Source organism: Tepidiforma sp., assembly GCF_034432735.1.
Classification (GTDB): Bacteria; Chloroflexota; Dehalococcoidia; order Tepidiformales; family Tepidiformaceae; genus Tepidiforma.
Genome location: NZ_DAOUBJ010000143.1, coordinates 1 through 14377 on the forward strand (window position 1 = coordinate 1; position 14377 = coordinate 14377).

Sequence of the window (14377 nt, forward strand, 5' to 3'; positions counted from 1 at the left end):
CGTCACCGTCACCTTCCTCGACCGCAACATCCAGGTCACCTACCAGCTCGTCGGCCCGCGCGAAGCCAACCCCGCCGAGAAGAAAATCAGCGTCGAATCCCCCGTCGGGCGCGTCCTCCTCGGCCGTCGCGTCGGCGAAGAAGTCGAAGTCGAAGCCCCGCAAGGCATCATGCGCTACCGCATCGACGCCATCGTCCACGACCTCTAGCCACCCCCAAAATCGCGGGATTCCACACCGCCCCATTCCGGGCTTTCTCCCCCATTCCTCCGGGAATCCCCCACTCTCCTCCCCACATACACCGCCGAATACTTCCCCCACCACATCGGGGGGAGTACCGAAATGCTCGTCGTCGGCGACCTCAAATGCCTCCACTGCGGCCATCTCAACGGGCGCTGGGTTGGCCCCAAAGGCGCCCCCCTCACCCTCGCCGGGCTTCGCCCACTCCCCGCCGGATCCGACCCAGCCCAAGCCGCTCGCTGCCAGCGCTGCCAAGGCCCCGTCTACCTCGACGACGCCGCACCCGTCGCCAGCTCCGCCCGGCTCCGCCGCATCGCACGAATGCGGCAACAGCTCGCAGCCTACGACGCCCCCCGACCCAAACGAGGCCGCGCCGCCTGACACCCGTCCCAGCCCATCAGCAGCAATCGTCCTTGTAGCCGCAGCGCCGGCAGACCGCCAACCGCGACCCCTTGATGTCGAGCATCGCCGAGCCGCAGCGCGGACACACCTGCACCGGCAACCCAGACACCTCCATCCCCCGATCCCACCACGCCCGCCCCTTACAGAAAACCGGAAACTGCACAACCGCTTGACCCGTTCAGCGTTTTCGCCCACCATCTCCCCCAGAACGATACCGTTCCGGGTCGCACACCCCGCCTCCCGAAGCACGAGGCCCCGCCGTGAACGGGGCCTCGGCACTTCCTCACCAAGAACCACTCACCCAACCCCAAAACCAAACGAACGACCGCCCTCCCGCGGCCAAAAGGCCCGTCCTCATAGGCCATGTCGATGGCACCATCGAACCTGTCGAACCGACCACCCACGTCACCCGACCGCCCATCTCCCATGCGGCACACTCGAATCGACAGGGGCCCGGGCCCTCACCCGGGAAGGAGGAACACCACATGACCCGCTTGCTTCGTCCCACACTGCTCGCCACCGGCGCGATCCTCGCTCTCGCATTGCTCGCCGCCTGCGGCGGTGGCGGCTCCTCGAGCTCCGGCGTCGCCGATGGAAGCGACAGCCGCATCCCCGCTGGTGCGCCGCTCGTCGACCAAGACAAACTCAAATTCATCCCCGAGAGCCTCACCGTCAAAGCCGGCGAGACCGTCTACTTCAAGAACAGCGAAACCGCCCTCCACACCGTCAACATCGACGGCAAGAACGTCTCCGGCAACATGAAGAAAAACGACGTCTTCACCTGGGTCTTCCAGCAGCCCGGAACCTACAAAATCACCTGCGACTACCACCCGCAAATGAAATCCACCATCACGGTCGAACCCGCCGGCTAAGCACAACCGCCTAGCCGGGCGTCTTCAGCGCAGTCCCCTCCCCGAGGACCACCACCACATCGAAGCCGCTCGGCTCGCCTCCCGTCGGGTTCGATAGGCGCACGTCGAACAGCCCCGCCAGCTTCGCCGCCGTGTACCCCTTGCCCGCAACGTCGTAGATGCCTGGCGCCAGCGAGCCATCGCCCGGTACCACCGTCACCCACTCCGGCGGCACCCCGTACTGCTCCAGATGCGCCTGGGCCGCCTTCCCCACCGCCGCGCCCCCAGGTGGCGTCACCACGGCCACCTTCGGCTGCTCGTCACGCACCTGCGGATCCGCCAAGAACAGATCGATCACCGCGTACATCTGCTCCCGGTTCGGCAAAAGGATCAGCTGCCCATCCTCCGAAACGCCCCCGTACATCGCCTTCCCCAGCGAGAACGTCTCGATCCGCCCGAGATCCACCTCCCGCGCCATCAACGCATACCCGGGCACCAACGCATTGTCGATATCCGTCCGGAACGCGTCCCGGTAGGCACTCCACACCTCCGGGATGCGCCCAACCCACCCCAAACTCACCGCCTTCTCCACCGCCGCCCGGATCACCAGCTGTTGCCGCTCGATCCGCTTCAGATCCCCGTCCACCCGCACCCGCGAGTAGCCCAGCGCCTGCTTCCCATCCATGTGCCGGAGCCCCGCCTCCACCGTCTGATTGGGAAACACCTCCAGCACATCCGTCCCGAAGTCCGAAATCGTCTCCGGCACCTCGATGTCGATGCCCCCCAGCGCATCGATCACCCGCACGAACCCCTCCCAGTCGATCACCACGTAATGGTCGATCGTGATGTTCAGGTTGTGTTCCACCGCTGCCACCGCGGCCGCCGGCCCCCCGCCTGGGTACTTGTAGAACTGTCCATACGAATACGCCGCATTGATCTTGTTCTCCGCCCAGACCCCCGGCGTATTCCCATACGGGATTTCCGCCCAAAAGTCGCGAGGAATCGCCAAAAGCTGCAGCCGCCCCGCGTGCGTATCTACGCTCGCCACGAACATCGTGTCGCTCCGGTAGCTTCCGTCCTCCGGCTGCCCCGGCCGCTTATCGATCCCCAGCACCAGGATGTTGAGGCGGGCCTTCGGCGTCCACGGACGGGGCTCCGGCGCCGAGACTCCGGGCAGCGATACATTCACACCGAGGTCCGTCCCCGGTACGTACGCCGGCACCGCCGGCACCGCCACCTCGTTCGCCGGGAACAAGTACTGGTCGACCCGCCCCAGCACGGCCAGCGCGACGTAGACCGCCACGAGGCACCCACCGACAATCCCCACGACTGCCGCGCGCCGTCGCATCATCCAGCTCAATCGCTCGGTCTCCCTCCCCGAGGTTGCCCATCACCTTCGCCGTACCTACCCCGTAGCGTCAAGACGAACCAGCCCGCGGAGTAAAGCCCCATGTCCCTTCTCGTCAAAGATGCCATCATCGCCCACCCCTCCGGACCCTTCCGCGGCGACCTCCTCTGCAGCGGCCCCCAACTCGTCGCCATCGGCCGCGACCTCGCCGACCCGGACGCCCACGTCATCGAGGCCAACGGGCTCACCGCCGGCCCCGGGTTCATCGACATCCACGTCCACGGCGGCGGCGGCCACTCCTTTTTCACCGACGACCCCGCCCAAATCGAGGCCTATGCCGCTTGGGCGCCTGCGCACGGAGTCACCGCCTTCCTCGTCTCCACCCTCGGCCCCGACCACGAGGCCACCATCCACCGCCTCCGCGCCCTGGCCCCGGCCCTCACCCCCCGCCGAGGCGCCGCTGAGCCCCTCGGCTTCCACCTCGAAGGCCCTTACCTCAGCCCCGCGCGCCGCGGCGCCTTCCCCGCCCACCACCTCCGCCGACCCGCCATCGCCGAATACGAAGCCCTCCACACCGCCGCCGGGGGCGCCATTCGCCAAGTCACCATCGCCCCGGAGCTCCCAGGTGCCCTGCCCCTCATCCATACCATCGCACGCCTCGGCGCCGTCCCCGCGCTCGGCCACACCGACGCCACCTACCCCGAAGCCCGCCAGGGCTTCGAAGCCGGCATCCGCCATGCCACCCACCTCTTCAACGCCATGCGCCCGATCCACCAACGCGAAGGCGGCCCCATCGTCGCTGCCCTCGAAGAACCGACCGTCTCCTGCGAACTCATCTTCGATGGCGCCCACGTCGAGCCCGCCGTCCTCCGCCTCGCCTGGCGGCTCCTCGGCCCCAACCGAACCGTCATCGTCAGCGACAACCTCCACCTCGCCGGCGTCGATGCCGGCCAAGCCGTCTTCGCCGGAGAAACCGTCTCCGTCCACGGCTCCCACGCCCGCAAAGCCGATGGCACCATCGTCGGCAGCGTCGCCCCCTTCGACGTCCACGTTCGCAACGCCATCGAAATCCTCGCCATCGACCTCGCCACCGCATTCCGCCTCGCGAGCACCAACCCCGCCCGCATCGCCGGAGCCAGCCACCGCAAAGGCCAGCTCGAGCCAGGCTTCGATGCCGATATCGTCCTCCTCGACCACGACCTCCGCGTCGCCCTCACCATCTGTCGAGGCCAGATCGCCTACCGCCGCCTCTGAACCCGCGCCTCCGTTCGCAAGAACGGCAACACCGCCCGCAGAAACGCATCCGGCCGCTCCTCCGCCGGCAGGTGTCCCGCCCGCTCGATCACGATCGGCTCGAGCGCACCCGGCAACGCCTTCGCCAGCTCCTCCGCCCGCGCCGGCGGAACCACCACATCCCGCTCACCCGTCAGAACGAGCGCCGGCGCCTCCATCCGGCCCAGGTCGATCGCCCCCTCTCGCTCCTGCTCGGCCGCCATCTCTCGGACCGCCCGCACCGTCCCCCGAATCAGAAGCGGGTCGATGTATCCCCGCACCACCTCGCGCGTCACGAAGCCTGGGTCGGCCACCATCCGTCGCAGCGCCCGCTCCCCAGCCGCATACATCACCGTCGGCGAGAACGTTGCCGCCTGGATGAGCCCGAACGCCAACCGCCCCGCCCGTCGCCGCCGCCGCACCGCCAGCGGTTCCCCAGCGCTCACCGAGCCCACCAGGACCAGCCGGTCCACCCTCCCCGGCGCTCGCGCCGCCAGCCGTTGGACAACCGCACCACCCATCGAGTGCCCCACCGCCGCGGCACGCTCGATGCCGAGCAAATCGAGGAGCGCCAAAAGCCGCTCCGCGTGCCGCTCGTGCCCGTACCCGATGCCCGGCCGCCGGTCGCTCAGCCCGAAGCCCGGCAGGTCGACCGCGATCACACGAAACTCCTTCGCCAGCTCACCGACCACCGCCCGCCAGCTGAACGTGCTCCCCGCGAACCCGTGGACGAGCAGCAACGCCGGCCCAACCCCCTCGTCCAGATAGTGCATCGTCACACCCCCCACCTCTCGCACGTACCCCTTCGCCACCGGCGGCCGCCAGCGCCGCCGATCGACCGCCGCTAGCCCCGCCAGCACCCCACTCCCCACCGCCAGCGTGCCCAACGAAATCGCTGCCGTCCGCCCCCCGCTCACCCCCGCACCTCCCGAAAGAGCGCCTTGAGCGCCCGGATACTCGAAGCCATCCGCGGCCCGTACCACCACAGCAGCCGCCCATCCACCACCCGCACCGGCCCGACGTGCGCGAACTCCATCGCATGATCCTCCGTAAAGCGGTACGGCTCGTCCGGCAGCAACACCACATCCGGCCGAAGGCTCGCCACCTCCTCGAGCGACACCTCCGGATATCGTGGCCGCCCGGCCAGCACATTCACAGCCCCACACGCCTCGATCAGCGAGCTCCCATACGTCCCGCTCCCCAGCCCGAGCAACGGGCGCCGCCAGATGGGCACGAAGACGCGTAGAGCTGGCCCCCCGGAGTCCTCCGCGAGTGCCTCCTGCGCCCCCCGGACCACCGCCTCCGCCCCCTCCATCGCCCCCAGCGCCTGGCCCAGCTCCCGGATCGCCTCGAACGCCTCCTCCACCGAATCGATCTCCGTCACCAGTACACGAACGCCCCGCGCCCGTAGCTCCTCCACATCCTCGCGGCGATTCTCCTCCCTGTTCGCCACCACCAAGTCCGGTTCCAACGCCACGATCGCCCCCACGTCCGGATCCTTCGTCCCCCCCACCGCCGGGACCACCCCCGCCATCTCCGCAGGCGCATCACAAAACTTCGTCCGGCCAACCAACGCCCCGGGGCTCAGCGTCCACACCAGCTCCGTCAGGCTCGGGACGAGGCTCACCACGCGCATCGTCCCCATTATCGCCAACCGCACCCGCCAGCGTCGGGGGGCCGGCCCACCGCCAGCCCCCGATCTCGTGCCGCTCGTCGCCCCTAGGTCAGCCCGTAGGCGGCGACCCTAGCGTCACCTTCGCGCTCATACGCTGCCCATTCCGGAAAAACTCCACCGTCACCGTCTGGCCCGCCTGATTCTTGATCAGCGCCACCGCCAGGTCGGCCTCGTTCGCCACCTCGATGTTGCCCACCTTCACGATGACATCCTTCGCCTGCAGCCCCGCCTGCGCCACCGGGCCGCCCGGCACCACCGCCTCGACGACTACCCCGCCCGCGTCCGCCGGAATCCCCAGCTGCCGCGCCACCGCCGGCCGAAGCGCCTCGAATCCCTGAATCCCAAGATAGCCGCGGTTCACCCGGCCCTCCGCCCGCAGCTCCTCGTAGATCGCCTTCACGATGTCCGACCCAACCGCGAATCCGATGCCCGGCGCCGCCGTACCCGTCGTCGGGTCCGGTGCCAATGCCGTGTTCACTCCCACCACCTTCCCGGTCAAATCCAGCAGCGGCCCCCCACTGTTCCCGTGGTTGATCGCCGCGTCCGTCTGGACCGAGCCGAAGATCGCCGCATTCGTCCCCTCGTTGATCACCCGGTTCTTCTGGCTGATGATGCCCTTCGTCACGCTGAAGGCGCCCCCCTCCCCGCCCTGCAGATCGAGCGCGAACCCCATCGCCACCACATCCTGCCCTACCTCCACATCCTTCAACCTAGCGAATTCCAGCGCCTTCAATCCGCCCGCATCGATCTTCAAGAGCGCGATATCGGCTCGCGCGTCCACGCCCACCACACGGGCCGCATACTGCGCCCCATCGCTCGTCGTCACCGTAATCGTCGAAGCCACCCGGCCCGTCGGCCCAGTCACCACGTGCGCATTCGTGATGATGTACCCCCCGCTATCGACCACGAACCCCGAACCCACCCCCGAATTCGTCTGGATCCGCACGATCGCCGGCTGCGCGAACTTCACCAGCTCCGCCACCGACATCTCGCCGGCCGCCAGCGACGTCGGTTGTGATCCCCCGGGCGCCGCCGTCGCCGTCACCGCCGCACCGCCCACCTCGCTCCCCCCCGGCCGAGTCGCCACCGTATCCCGGTTCGCATCCGAACACGCCACCCCGGCCCCGATCGCCAGCGCGATAACCGCGCTGGCCGCCAGCAATTTCACCTGCATCGCAATCACCCCTCAGCTTCTCCGACTAGTGTCCCAGCGCGGCCCCGTGATCCAGGTAAAGACGAAAGCCCCCTTTCACATTCTCGGTCAAGGGCCGTTCCCATCTTGGAATCCGGTGTATCATCCCTCGCCGAAGGGATCCGTCCCCACATATGGATGGCAATCCAACGCCCGCCGGTATACGTAACATCGATCGAACCGTCGAGTTCGCGCGCCCCGAAAACGCCGCACTCGCCGACCGAACCGATTGGCCCGATGAGGCACTCATGCTCGCCATCCTCGAACGCGACCAACAAGCATTCGAAGTCCTCTACGACCGCTACGTCGACCTCGTCTACTCCGCTGCCTACCGCATCCTCGGCGATTCCGGGCTCGCCGAAGACACCGTCCAGGACGTCTTCGTTCGGCTTTGGCGTCGCCCCGAAACATTCGTCGCCGAGCGCGGCCGCTTCATCAGCTGGCTCATGAGCGTCACCCGGCACCGCGCGCTCGATGAACTTCGCGCCCGCGGCCGCCGCTGGAAGCGGGAGGGCAGCCCCATCGGCGAACCCGCCGAACCCGCCGAGCCCGTCTTCCAACTCGCCCAGCCCGATCCCGGCACCTCCGCCGAACTCGCCGAAGACCGGGCCCTCGTCCGCCAAGCCCTCCAAGCCCTCCCGACCGACCAACGCCGCGCACTCGAACTCGCCTACTTCGGCGGCCTCACCCAACAAGAAATCGCCGCCCTCCTCCACGAACCCCTCGGTACCATCAAAACACGCATCCGCCTCGGCATGCAGAAGCTACGCCGCGGCCTCCAGCCCCACCGCTAGGGACCCTCGACCATGCCCGGCGACCACCTCACCCAGGAACAAGCTGACGAATACGCCATCGGATCGCTCGAACCCACCCTCGAGCGCGCCCTCGCCCTCCACCTCGCCGAGTGCGCCGCCTGCCGCGACATGGTCCGCGATGCCGAGCGCCTCGCCGCCCTCCTCGCCGCCAGCCAGCCCATCCGCCGCGCCTCGCCCCGCCTCCGCGGCCGCGTCCTCGCCGCTGCCGGCATCCGCCGCCCGGGCCCAGCGGCACGCGCCCTCACCCTCGCACGCGCCGCCGCCGGCATCGCCGCAATCGTCGTCGCCGTGGCCGCCTTCTCGGGCATGCTCGGCCTCCGCACCCAGGTCACCGCCCTCCGCTCCCAAAACGCCGACCTCCAGCGCCAAATCGACGAAGCCCTCTCCCAAAAAGTCGCCCTCGCCGCCCTCACCCAGAAGCTCGCCGACCAAGAAGCCGCCGCCGCCGAACTCCGCGAAACCCTCAAATCCGACTCCGAACTCTTCATCGCCCTCATCTCACCCAGCAGCCAGGTCGCCTCCGTCGTCTCCGTCGACCCCGAACGTGGCTCCATCGGCCGCCTCGTCTGGGACGAAGAACAGAAGCGCGTCTGGTTCGTCGCCAGCCAGCTTCGCCAACTCCCTCCCGGCGAAACCTACCAGCTCTGGGTCAACTCGGCCGGCCGCTACTACTCCCTCGGCACCTTCTCACCCGACGAAGCCGGCTTCGCCCGCTACGAAACCCGCGTCCCCGAGGGCATCACCAGCTACGACACCGCCGTCGTCACCATCGAACGGGCCGGTGGCAGCCCCGTTCGCCAAGGCCCCACCGTCTTCTTCGTCGCCGACCTCTCCCGCCTCACCCGCAACTGAGCACTGAGCGGATCCCCGCCTCAGCCCGGCCCCGGCGCCATCGGACCGCGCCGCTGCATATGCTTCCGGTCGCGCGCATACTGCACCGCCAGCCGGAACTGGATCACCGCCAGCACCGCCTCCCGCGTCAACTGCGGGTACACCGCCAACACGCCCTCGATATCCGCGCAACGGTCGATCGCGTCCAGCACCTCCTCCGCCGCGATGCGCGTCCCCCGCACCACCGGCCGGCCGCCGAGCACCGCCGCATCCGAAACCACATACTCCCGCCAATCGAGCTGACTCATCCCCAAGCCTCCCGGAGCGACAGTAGGACGACCACAACGACGAACGCCACCGCAGCCAGCCCTGCCACCCTCAGCGTCGCGCGTTGGTCGGCATTCAGCAAGCCCCCGCTCGCCTCCTCGACCACGAGATTGCCGCCCTCCCCCGCCTCCACCAATACCCGTCGCGCCGCCTCCACATCCTCCAGCCGCACGCGAATCTGCCACGTCCCCCCGAGCGGAAACGCCGTCGCCCCGTAGGGCGTCCCGGAACTCTCGATCGCCGCCTCGATTCCCGCCGCGCGGAGCTGCCCCACCGTCAGGACCGCATCCACCTCCGTCGGCCCCCGCCAGACAACCTCCAAGCGCAACGCGCCCATCGCCCGCCCCGCTCAGGCCGGCACCGGCACGTCGAGCCGATGACGCCGCAACTCCGCCATCACCTTCGCGCCCGTCGCCTCGTCGGGCTCCACCACCGGCAGCCGTGGCGCCCCGATCGCGAACCCCAGCTGCCGAAGCACATACCGAATCGTGCTCGGGCTCCCGTTCAAAAAGCACGCGTCCGTCACCCGGCAGAGCGCCCGATGGATCGCCGCCGCCTCCGGCAGGCGCCCCGCCAGCACCGCCTCCAGCATCGCCCGCTGCTGCCGGGCCACGATGTGCGCCGTCACACTGATAGCCCCCCAGGCACCCATGCACCAGAGGTGAAAATTGTCATTGTCGTTCCCGCTCCAGATCTTGAACCCCGGCGCCGCCTCCATCACCGCCGCGGTATGCCGCAAATCGCCGTTCGCCTCCTTGTTGCCCACCACATTCCGCAGCTCCGCGCACCGCAAAATCGTCTCCACCGTCATCCCCGTCCCCACACGCCCGGGCACGTTGTAGAGAATCACCGGCAAGCTCGTACTCTCCGCGATCGCCCGGAAGTGCTGGAAAATCCCCTCCTGCGAGGGCTTCAGATAGTACGGCACCACCGCCAAGATCGCGTCCGCCCCCGCCCGCTCCGCCAGCCTCGCCAGATGAATCGAATGTCGCGTGTCGTTCGTGCCCGCACCAGCCACCACCGTCGCCTCTCCCAGCTCCTGCTTCACCTCCGCCCAGAGCGCGTACTTCTCCTCGTCGCTCAGCAGCGGAGCCTCGCCCGTCGTCCCCGTCACCACCACCCCGTCGTTGCCATTCTCCACCAAGAGCCGCGCCAGCTTCCGCGCCCCCGCCGGGTCTACCTCCCCATCCTCCCGGTAAGGAGTCACCATCGCGGTCAACAAACGTCCCAGGTCGCCCATCGCGCCAGCTCCTCGAGAGGGTCTTACCATTCTACGCCCGCTCCGCAACCACGCTCTCTCCAACCCCTCGCAACGCCACAACGCGAAGCGGCCCCGGCACAGAGCACCGGGGCCGCTCCAGGAGAGCCATAGGGCTCGCTCACGACCTCACTGCGACGGCGACCCCGCGCCCGTGCCCCGCGGGCCCTTGCCGAAGTGCTTGCCCAAGCCCTTCAGCGGCCCGCCCTCGTTCACGAACTTCGTCACCGCCTCCTGAATGCGCGCCTTCATTTCCGACGCCTGCTCCTCCGTGATGCGCCCGTTCGCCACCGCCTCGTCGATCTTGGCATTCGCCTCCGCCACCAGCGCATCGATCACCGCCTGCGTCTTGTCGCCGGCGATCTCGGCCACCGTCTTACCCGAAGCCAGCTCGCCCTTCAACGTCTCGACATCCGTCCCCAGCACCCCAGCGATCGTCTCCAGCGCGTGGCCACCGATGCCCCGCGCACCCGGCCCACCGTGGCCATCGCCCGGCAGTCGGTCGCCCGGCTTCGAGCCCAGAAACTCGTCGATCTTCGTCGAAGCCTCGGCCAGCCGTTCGTCCGCCTGCTCCTGCGTGATCCGGCCGTTCGCCACCGCCTCGTCCAGCTTCGCTTTCAGCGCATCCAACGCCTGCTGCTTCGCCTCCGACGCCGAAATACTCCCGTATTGATCCAGAATCTGACCCCAAGTCAGCCCGGCGGCCTTCCCCTCGGCGATCTCCTGCGCCGTCACCCCGGCGTTCGGGAGGAGATGCTTCAGCGCGAGCCCCTTCCCGATTCCGTCGCATCCCTCCGGCTGCGTCCCATCGCTCTGCGTCGAAGGCGTCGGCGTTGCGCCGCCCTCCTGGGCGAGCGCCGCGCTCCCGAAGCCGATCACGCCCACCGCGATCACGCTCGCCACGCCCACCGACACCAGCCGACTGTCTCGAATCGAGAACTTCATGTCGTTCCAACTCCTTGCGGAAGATATGCGGCGGTTCGTCCGCCGCTCACCCATTCAATGGCGCCGCCCCCGCCAAGGGTGACGCCCCGAACGCACGTCGGTCAGGGAACCTTTACCGGTGACGCTCCACCCACCGCCCCCGGAACACCAAGAGCGCGCCTTCCCGCACGCTGACCTCCGCGCGCTCCCCCACCAACTCGTTGTGCACCCCCCGTGGGCTGAACGGCAGCTCCTCGTCCTGCAGCTCCCAGCGCAGCCCCCGCGTCGTCACCCCGCGACAGCCCCCTGGCGCAATCAGCGAAACCACCGTCCCCGGCTCCCCCCGCACCTCCGTCGCACCGCGCACCAGCCACACCGCGAACAAATCGTCGTGCAGCACCACCTCGTGCGTCCCGAACACCACCAACACCGAGAGATTCGCCAGCGCATGGTCGCCCCGCCCCCCGCCCGCCGCCGCCACATCCACCGCCGACGCCCCGCGCCCCAACGCAAACCGGACCGCCTTCTCCAGGTCCGTCGTCATCGGGTCCGCATCGCGCACGAATCGTTCCCGCGGGATCGGCACCGCCGGAAACTGATCCATCGTGTCCAAATCGCCCACCACCCAGTCCGGCGTCAACCCCGCATCCAGCGCAACCAACGCCCCTCCGTCCGCCGCTACCACCACCCCCGCCGCCCCCGCCAACTCCCGCAGCAGCCCAGCCGAAGGCGGCTCACCGTGCGCAATCACCAGCGCTCGCATGCCACCATTCAACCCCCCAACCGCCAACCAGGCGAGCCCCCGGCTTGCCCTACAGCCCGCCCGCACCTACCGTCGAAACCGTAACCAACCAAGCATCCGTAAGGAGAACCCCATGGCCGCCACCATCCCCGCCTCCCACCGCGACCTCTTCGAAAAGCCAAACTTCGGCCACCTCGCCACCCTCATGCCAGATGGCTCCCCCCAGGTCACCCCCGTCTGGGTCGATATCGAAGGCGATACCATCCTCTTCAACACCGCCGAAGGCCGCGTCAAAACCCGCAACCTCGACCGCGACGGCCGCGTCGCCATCTCCGTCGCCGACCAGAACAACCCCTACCGCTACATCCAAGTCCGCGGCCGCGTCGTCTCCCGCACCCACGACGGCGCCGATGCCCACATCGACCGGCTCGCCAAAAAATACCTCGGTCAAGACCGCTACCCCTTCCGTCAGCCCGGCGAACAGCGCGTCATCTTCCGCATCCAGCCCGAGCACGTCCAAGTCGGCGGCTGAGCCCTCCCCACTGGCCCCTGCCAGGGCACCGCGCTAGCATCAGCTGCCAGTGCGCATCCTCCTCCTCGGCGCAAACGGCCAACTCGGCTCCGATATCGCCCGCCTCTGGCAGGGCCAACCCGATGTCGACCTCATCCCAGCCACCCGCGCCGATGCCGACGTCACCGATTTCGCCGCCGTCCAGACCCTCGTCGCCCGTACCGAGCCCGACCTCGTCCTCAACACCACCGCGTTCCACAACCTCCCCCTCTGCGAAAACGATCCCGCCACCGCCATGACCGTCAACGTCGTCGGCGGCTGGAACGTCGCCACCGCCGCCCGCGAAGTCGGCGCAACCATCGTCCAGTTCTCCACCGACTACGTCTTCGACGGCAACAAGCGCTCCCCCTACCTCGAATCCGATCCCCGAGCCGCACTCAACATCTACGGCGCCGCCAAAATCGCCACCGAAGATACCGTCCGCATCGCCAACCCCGACCACCTCATCGTCCGCGTCTCCGGCCTCTACGGACTCGCAGGCTCCGCCGGCAAAGGCGGCAACTTCGTCGAAACCATGCTCCGCCTCGCCCGCGAAGGACAGCCCATCCGCGTCGTCGCCGACCAAATCACCGCCCCCACCAACACCGCCGAAATCGCCAGCGCCCTCTTGCCGCTCCTCCGCGATGGCCTCCGCGGCACCGTCCACCTCGCCGCCGACGGCGAAACCTCCTGGTACGAATTCGCCCGCGCCATCTTCGCCCTGCGCCGCCTCACCCCCGACTGCCAACCCACCACCACCGCCGAATTCGGCGGGCCCGTCCGCCGGCCCCTCTACAGCGTCCTCGGCTCCGAACGCATCCCCCGGCTCCCCCACTGGCGCGATGGCCTCGAACGCTACCTCCGCGAGAAGCACGGCCCCCTGTCCTGAATCGCACCCATTCCGTACGATGCACCACCAGTACCAAAAGGGTCACGCATGGCCCCGCGGAGTCTCCATGCGCATCCTCGTCACCGGCGGAGCCGGCTACATCGGCAGCGTCCTCGTCCCCAAACTCCTCGCCCGCGGCCACCACGTCCGCGTCGTCGACCGCATGTTCTGGGGCCTTCCCCACTACGCCGACCAACCCGGCGTCGAACTCGTCAATGCCGATATCCGCCGCCTCCCCGAAGGCGTCTTCGAGGGCATCGACGCCGTCGACCACCTCGCCGGCTTCTCCAACGACCCCACCGCCGAGTTCAGCCCCGAAGCCAACTGGCAGATGAACGCCTCCGCCACCGACGAGATCGCCCGCCAGTGCATCGCCGCCGGCGTCCGTCGCCTCGTCTTCGGCTCCTCCTGCTCCCTCTACGACGGCGCACCCGACACCGAAACCCTCCTCGACGAAACCTCCCCCCTCGCCCCCCGCGGCGCCTACGCCACCTCCAAGCACTACTCCGAACAGGCGCTCCTCTCCCACGCCGGCCCCCGATTCGAGCCCGTCATCCTCCGCCAAGCCACCGTCTTCGGCCTCAGCCCCCGCATGCGCTTCGACCTCGTCCTCAACACCTTCGTCAAAGACGCCCTCGTCCGCCAGCGCCTCATCCTCCACGGCGGCGGCCGCATGTGGCGCCCCCTCGTCGCCGTCAACGACCTCGCCGATGCCCACATCGCCGTCCTCGAAGCCCCCTCCGAACTCGTCGCCGGCGAAATCTTCAACGTCGTCGGCGGCAACTACCAGATACGCGAACTCGCCGAAGTCGTCGCCAACGCACTCGTCCGGCTCGGCCAACCCGTCGCCCTCGTCGATGGCCCACTCCCCAACCTCGTCCGCAACTACCGCTGCTCCGGCGAAAAACTCAAACAACGCCTCGGCCTCGCCCTCCCCACCACCGCCGCCGCTGCTGTCGCCGAGCTCGTCGAAACCTTCCGCGCCCTCCCCGTCGAACAGCTCGGCCACCCCAAGTACTACAACATCGCCTGGATGCAGCTGCTCGAACAAATTCGGCCCGCC

Annotated in this window: 19 protein-coding genes; 9 read left to right on the forward strand and 10 right to left on the reverse strand. The window is 68.6% G+C overall.

The features are described 5' to 3' along the window. Both VAE53_RS12210 and VAE53_RS12215 read left to right on the forward strand, forming a co-directional pair. The coding region (locus VAE53_RS12210; protein ID WP_322819648.1) for a GreA/GreB family elongation factor at positions 1-208 on the forward strand (208 nt) is incomplete at its 5' end. Between the two features lie 132 nt (positions 209-340). After that, positions 341-619, forward strand: a complete 279-nt coding sequence (locus tag VAE53_RS12215) for a hypothetical protein (RefSeq protein WP_322819649.1) — start codon at positions 341-343, stop codon at positions 617-619. 16 nt (positions 620-635) lie between these two features. Here the strand turns inward: VAE53_RS12215 and VAE53_RS12220 are convergent, their stop codons facing one another. Next, a complete protein-coding gene (locus tag VAE53_RS12220; protein WP_322819650.1) occupies positions 636-755 on the reverse strand; it encodes a YgiT-type zinc finger protein in 120 nt (39 codons plus the stop codon). Between the two features lie 370 nt (positions 756-1125). On the opposite strand from VAE53_RS12220, the gene VAE53_RS12225 reads away from it, so the two are divergent. Then, positions 1126-1512: a cupredoxin domain-containing protein gene (locus tag VAE53_RS12225; RefSeq protein WP_322819651.1), complete on the forward strand. Its 387-nt coding sequence runs from the start codon at positions 1126-1128 to the stop codon at positions 1510-1512. Positions 1513-1522: 10 nt separating this feature from the next. On the opposite strand, the gene VAE53_RS12230 is transcribed toward VAE53_RS12225, so the two are convergent. Next, positions 1523-2842 (reverse strand): LCP family protein, encoded by a 1320-nt coding sequence (locus VAE53_RS12230; RefSeq protein WP_322819652.1) that lies wholly within the window; start codon positions 2840-2842, stop codon positions 1523-1525. Positions 2843-2941: 99 nt separating this feature from the next. On the opposite strand from VAE53_RS12230, the gene nagA reads away from it, so the two are divergent. Beyond that, on the forward strand, positions 2942-4093 hold the full coding sequence (gene nagA / locus VAE53_RS12235) for an N-acetylglucosamine-6-phosphate deacetylase (protein ID WP_322819653.1): 1152 nt from the start codon (positions 2942-2944) through the stop codon (positions 4091-4093). Here the strand turns inward: nagA and VAE53_RS12240 are convergent. The 3 genes from VAE53_RS12240 to VAE53_RS12250 form a co-directional block, all read right to left on the reverse strand. Then, the gene (locus VAE53_RS12240) at positions 4078-5028 is read right to left on the reverse strand and encodes an alpha/beta fold hydrolase (protein ID WP_322819654.1); all 951 of its coding nucleotides are present in this window, start codon (positions 5026-5028) and stop codon (positions 4078-4080) included. The genes nagA and VAE53_RS12240 overlap by 16 nt on opposite strands. Further along, positions 5025-5747, reverse strand: a complete 723-nt coding sequence (locus tag VAE53_RS12245; RefSeq protein WP_322819655.1) for a helical backbone metal receptor — start codon at positions 5745-5747, stop codon at positions 5025-5027. The genes VAE53_RS12240 and VAE53_RS12245 overlap by 4 nt, the downstream gene beginning before the upstream one ends. A gap of 88 nt (positions 5748-5835) precedes the next feature. Further along, positions 5836-6960 (reverse strand): trypsin-like peptidase domain-containing protein, encoded by a 1125-nt coding sequence (locus VAE53_RS12250; protein WP_322819656.1) that lies wholly within the window; start codon positions 6958-6960, stop codon positions 5836-5838. Positions 6961-7112: 152 nt separating this feature from the next. Here VAE53_RS12250 and VAE53_RS12255 point away from each other — a divergent pair, with 152 nt between their 5' ends. Both VAE53_RS12255 and VAE53_RS12260 read left to right on the forward strand, forming a co-directional pair. Then, positions 7113-7772, forward strand: coding sequence for a sigma-70 family RNA polymerase sigma factor (locus VAE53_RS12255; RefSeq protein ID WP_322819657.1), 660 nt, complete (start codon positions 7113-7115; stop codon positions 7770-7772). 12 nt (positions 7773-7784) lie between these two features. Continuing rightward, positions 7785-8645 carry an anti-sigma factor gene (locus tag VAE53_RS12260; protein ID WP_322819658.1) on the forward strand — a complete coding sequence of 287 codons (861 nt, stop codon included), beginning with the start codon at positions 7785-7787 and terminating at the stop codon, positions 8643-8645. A 20-nt stretch (positions 8646-8665) separates the two neighbouring features. Here VAE53_RS12260 and VAE53_RS12265 read toward each other — a convergent pair whose 3' ends face one another. The 5 genes from VAE53_RS12265 to VAE53_RS12285 form a co-directional block, all read right to left on the reverse strand. Next, positions 8666-8932, reverse strand: a complete 267-nt coding sequence (locus tag VAE53_RS12265; protein WP_322819659.1) for a DUF433 domain-containing protein — start codon at positions 8930-8932, stop codon at positions 8666-8668. After that, positions 8929-9288 carry a hypothetical protein gene (locus VAE53_RS12270; RefSeq protein ID WP_322819660.1) on the reverse strand — a complete coding sequence of 120 codons (360 nt, stop codon included), beginning with the start codon at positions 9286-9288 and terminating at the stop codon, positions 8929-8931. The genes VAE53_RS12265 and VAE53_RS12270 overlap by 4 nt, the downstream gene beginning before the upstream one ends. A 12-nt stretch (positions 9289-9300) precedes the next feature. Then, positions 9301-10191 carry a 4-hydroxy-tetrahydrodipicolinate synthase gene (gene dapA / locus VAE53_RS12275; RefSeq protein WP_322819661.1) on the reverse strand — a complete coding sequence of 297 codons (891 nt, stop codon included), beginning with the start codon at positions 10189-10191 and terminating at the stop codon, positions 9301-9303. 147 nt (positions 10192-10338) lie between these two features. Further along, positions 10339-11154 (reverse strand): hypothetical protein, encoded by an 816-nt coding sequence (locus tag VAE53_RS12280; RefSeq protein ID WP_322819662.1) that lies wholly within the window; start codon positions 11152-11154, stop codon positions 10339-10341. A gap of 112 nt (positions 11155-11266) precedes the next feature. Beyond that, entirely contained in the window at positions 11267-11896 is a 630-nt protein-coding gene (locus tag VAE53_RS12285) for a thiamine diphosphokinase (RefSeq protein ID WP_322819663.1), read from the reverse strand. 112 nt (positions 11897-12008) lie between these two features. Between VAE53_RS12285 and VAE53_RS12290 the strand changes: the two genes are divergently transcribed. The 3 genes from VAE53_RS12290 to VAE53_RS12300 all read left to right on the forward strand — a co-directional run. Next, a complete protein-coding gene (locus tag VAE53_RS12290; RefSeq protein WP_322819664.1) occupies positions 12009-12407 on the forward strand; it encodes a PPOX class F420-dependent oxidoreductase in 399 nt (132 codons plus the stop codon). A gap of 49 nt (positions 12408-12456) precedes the next feature. After that, positions 12457-13314 (forward strand): dTDP-4-dehydrorhamnose reductase, encoded by an 858-nt coding sequence (gene rfbD, locus VAE53_RS12295; RefSeq protein ID WP_322819665.1) that lies wholly within the window; start codon positions 12457-12459, stop codon positions 13312-13314. Between the two features lie 67 nt (positions 13315-13381). Beyond that, positions 13382-14377 (forward strand): NAD(P)-dependent oxidoreductase (locus tag VAE53_RS12300; RefSeq protein WP_322819666.1); only part of this gene is annotated, 996 nt, incomplete at its 3' end.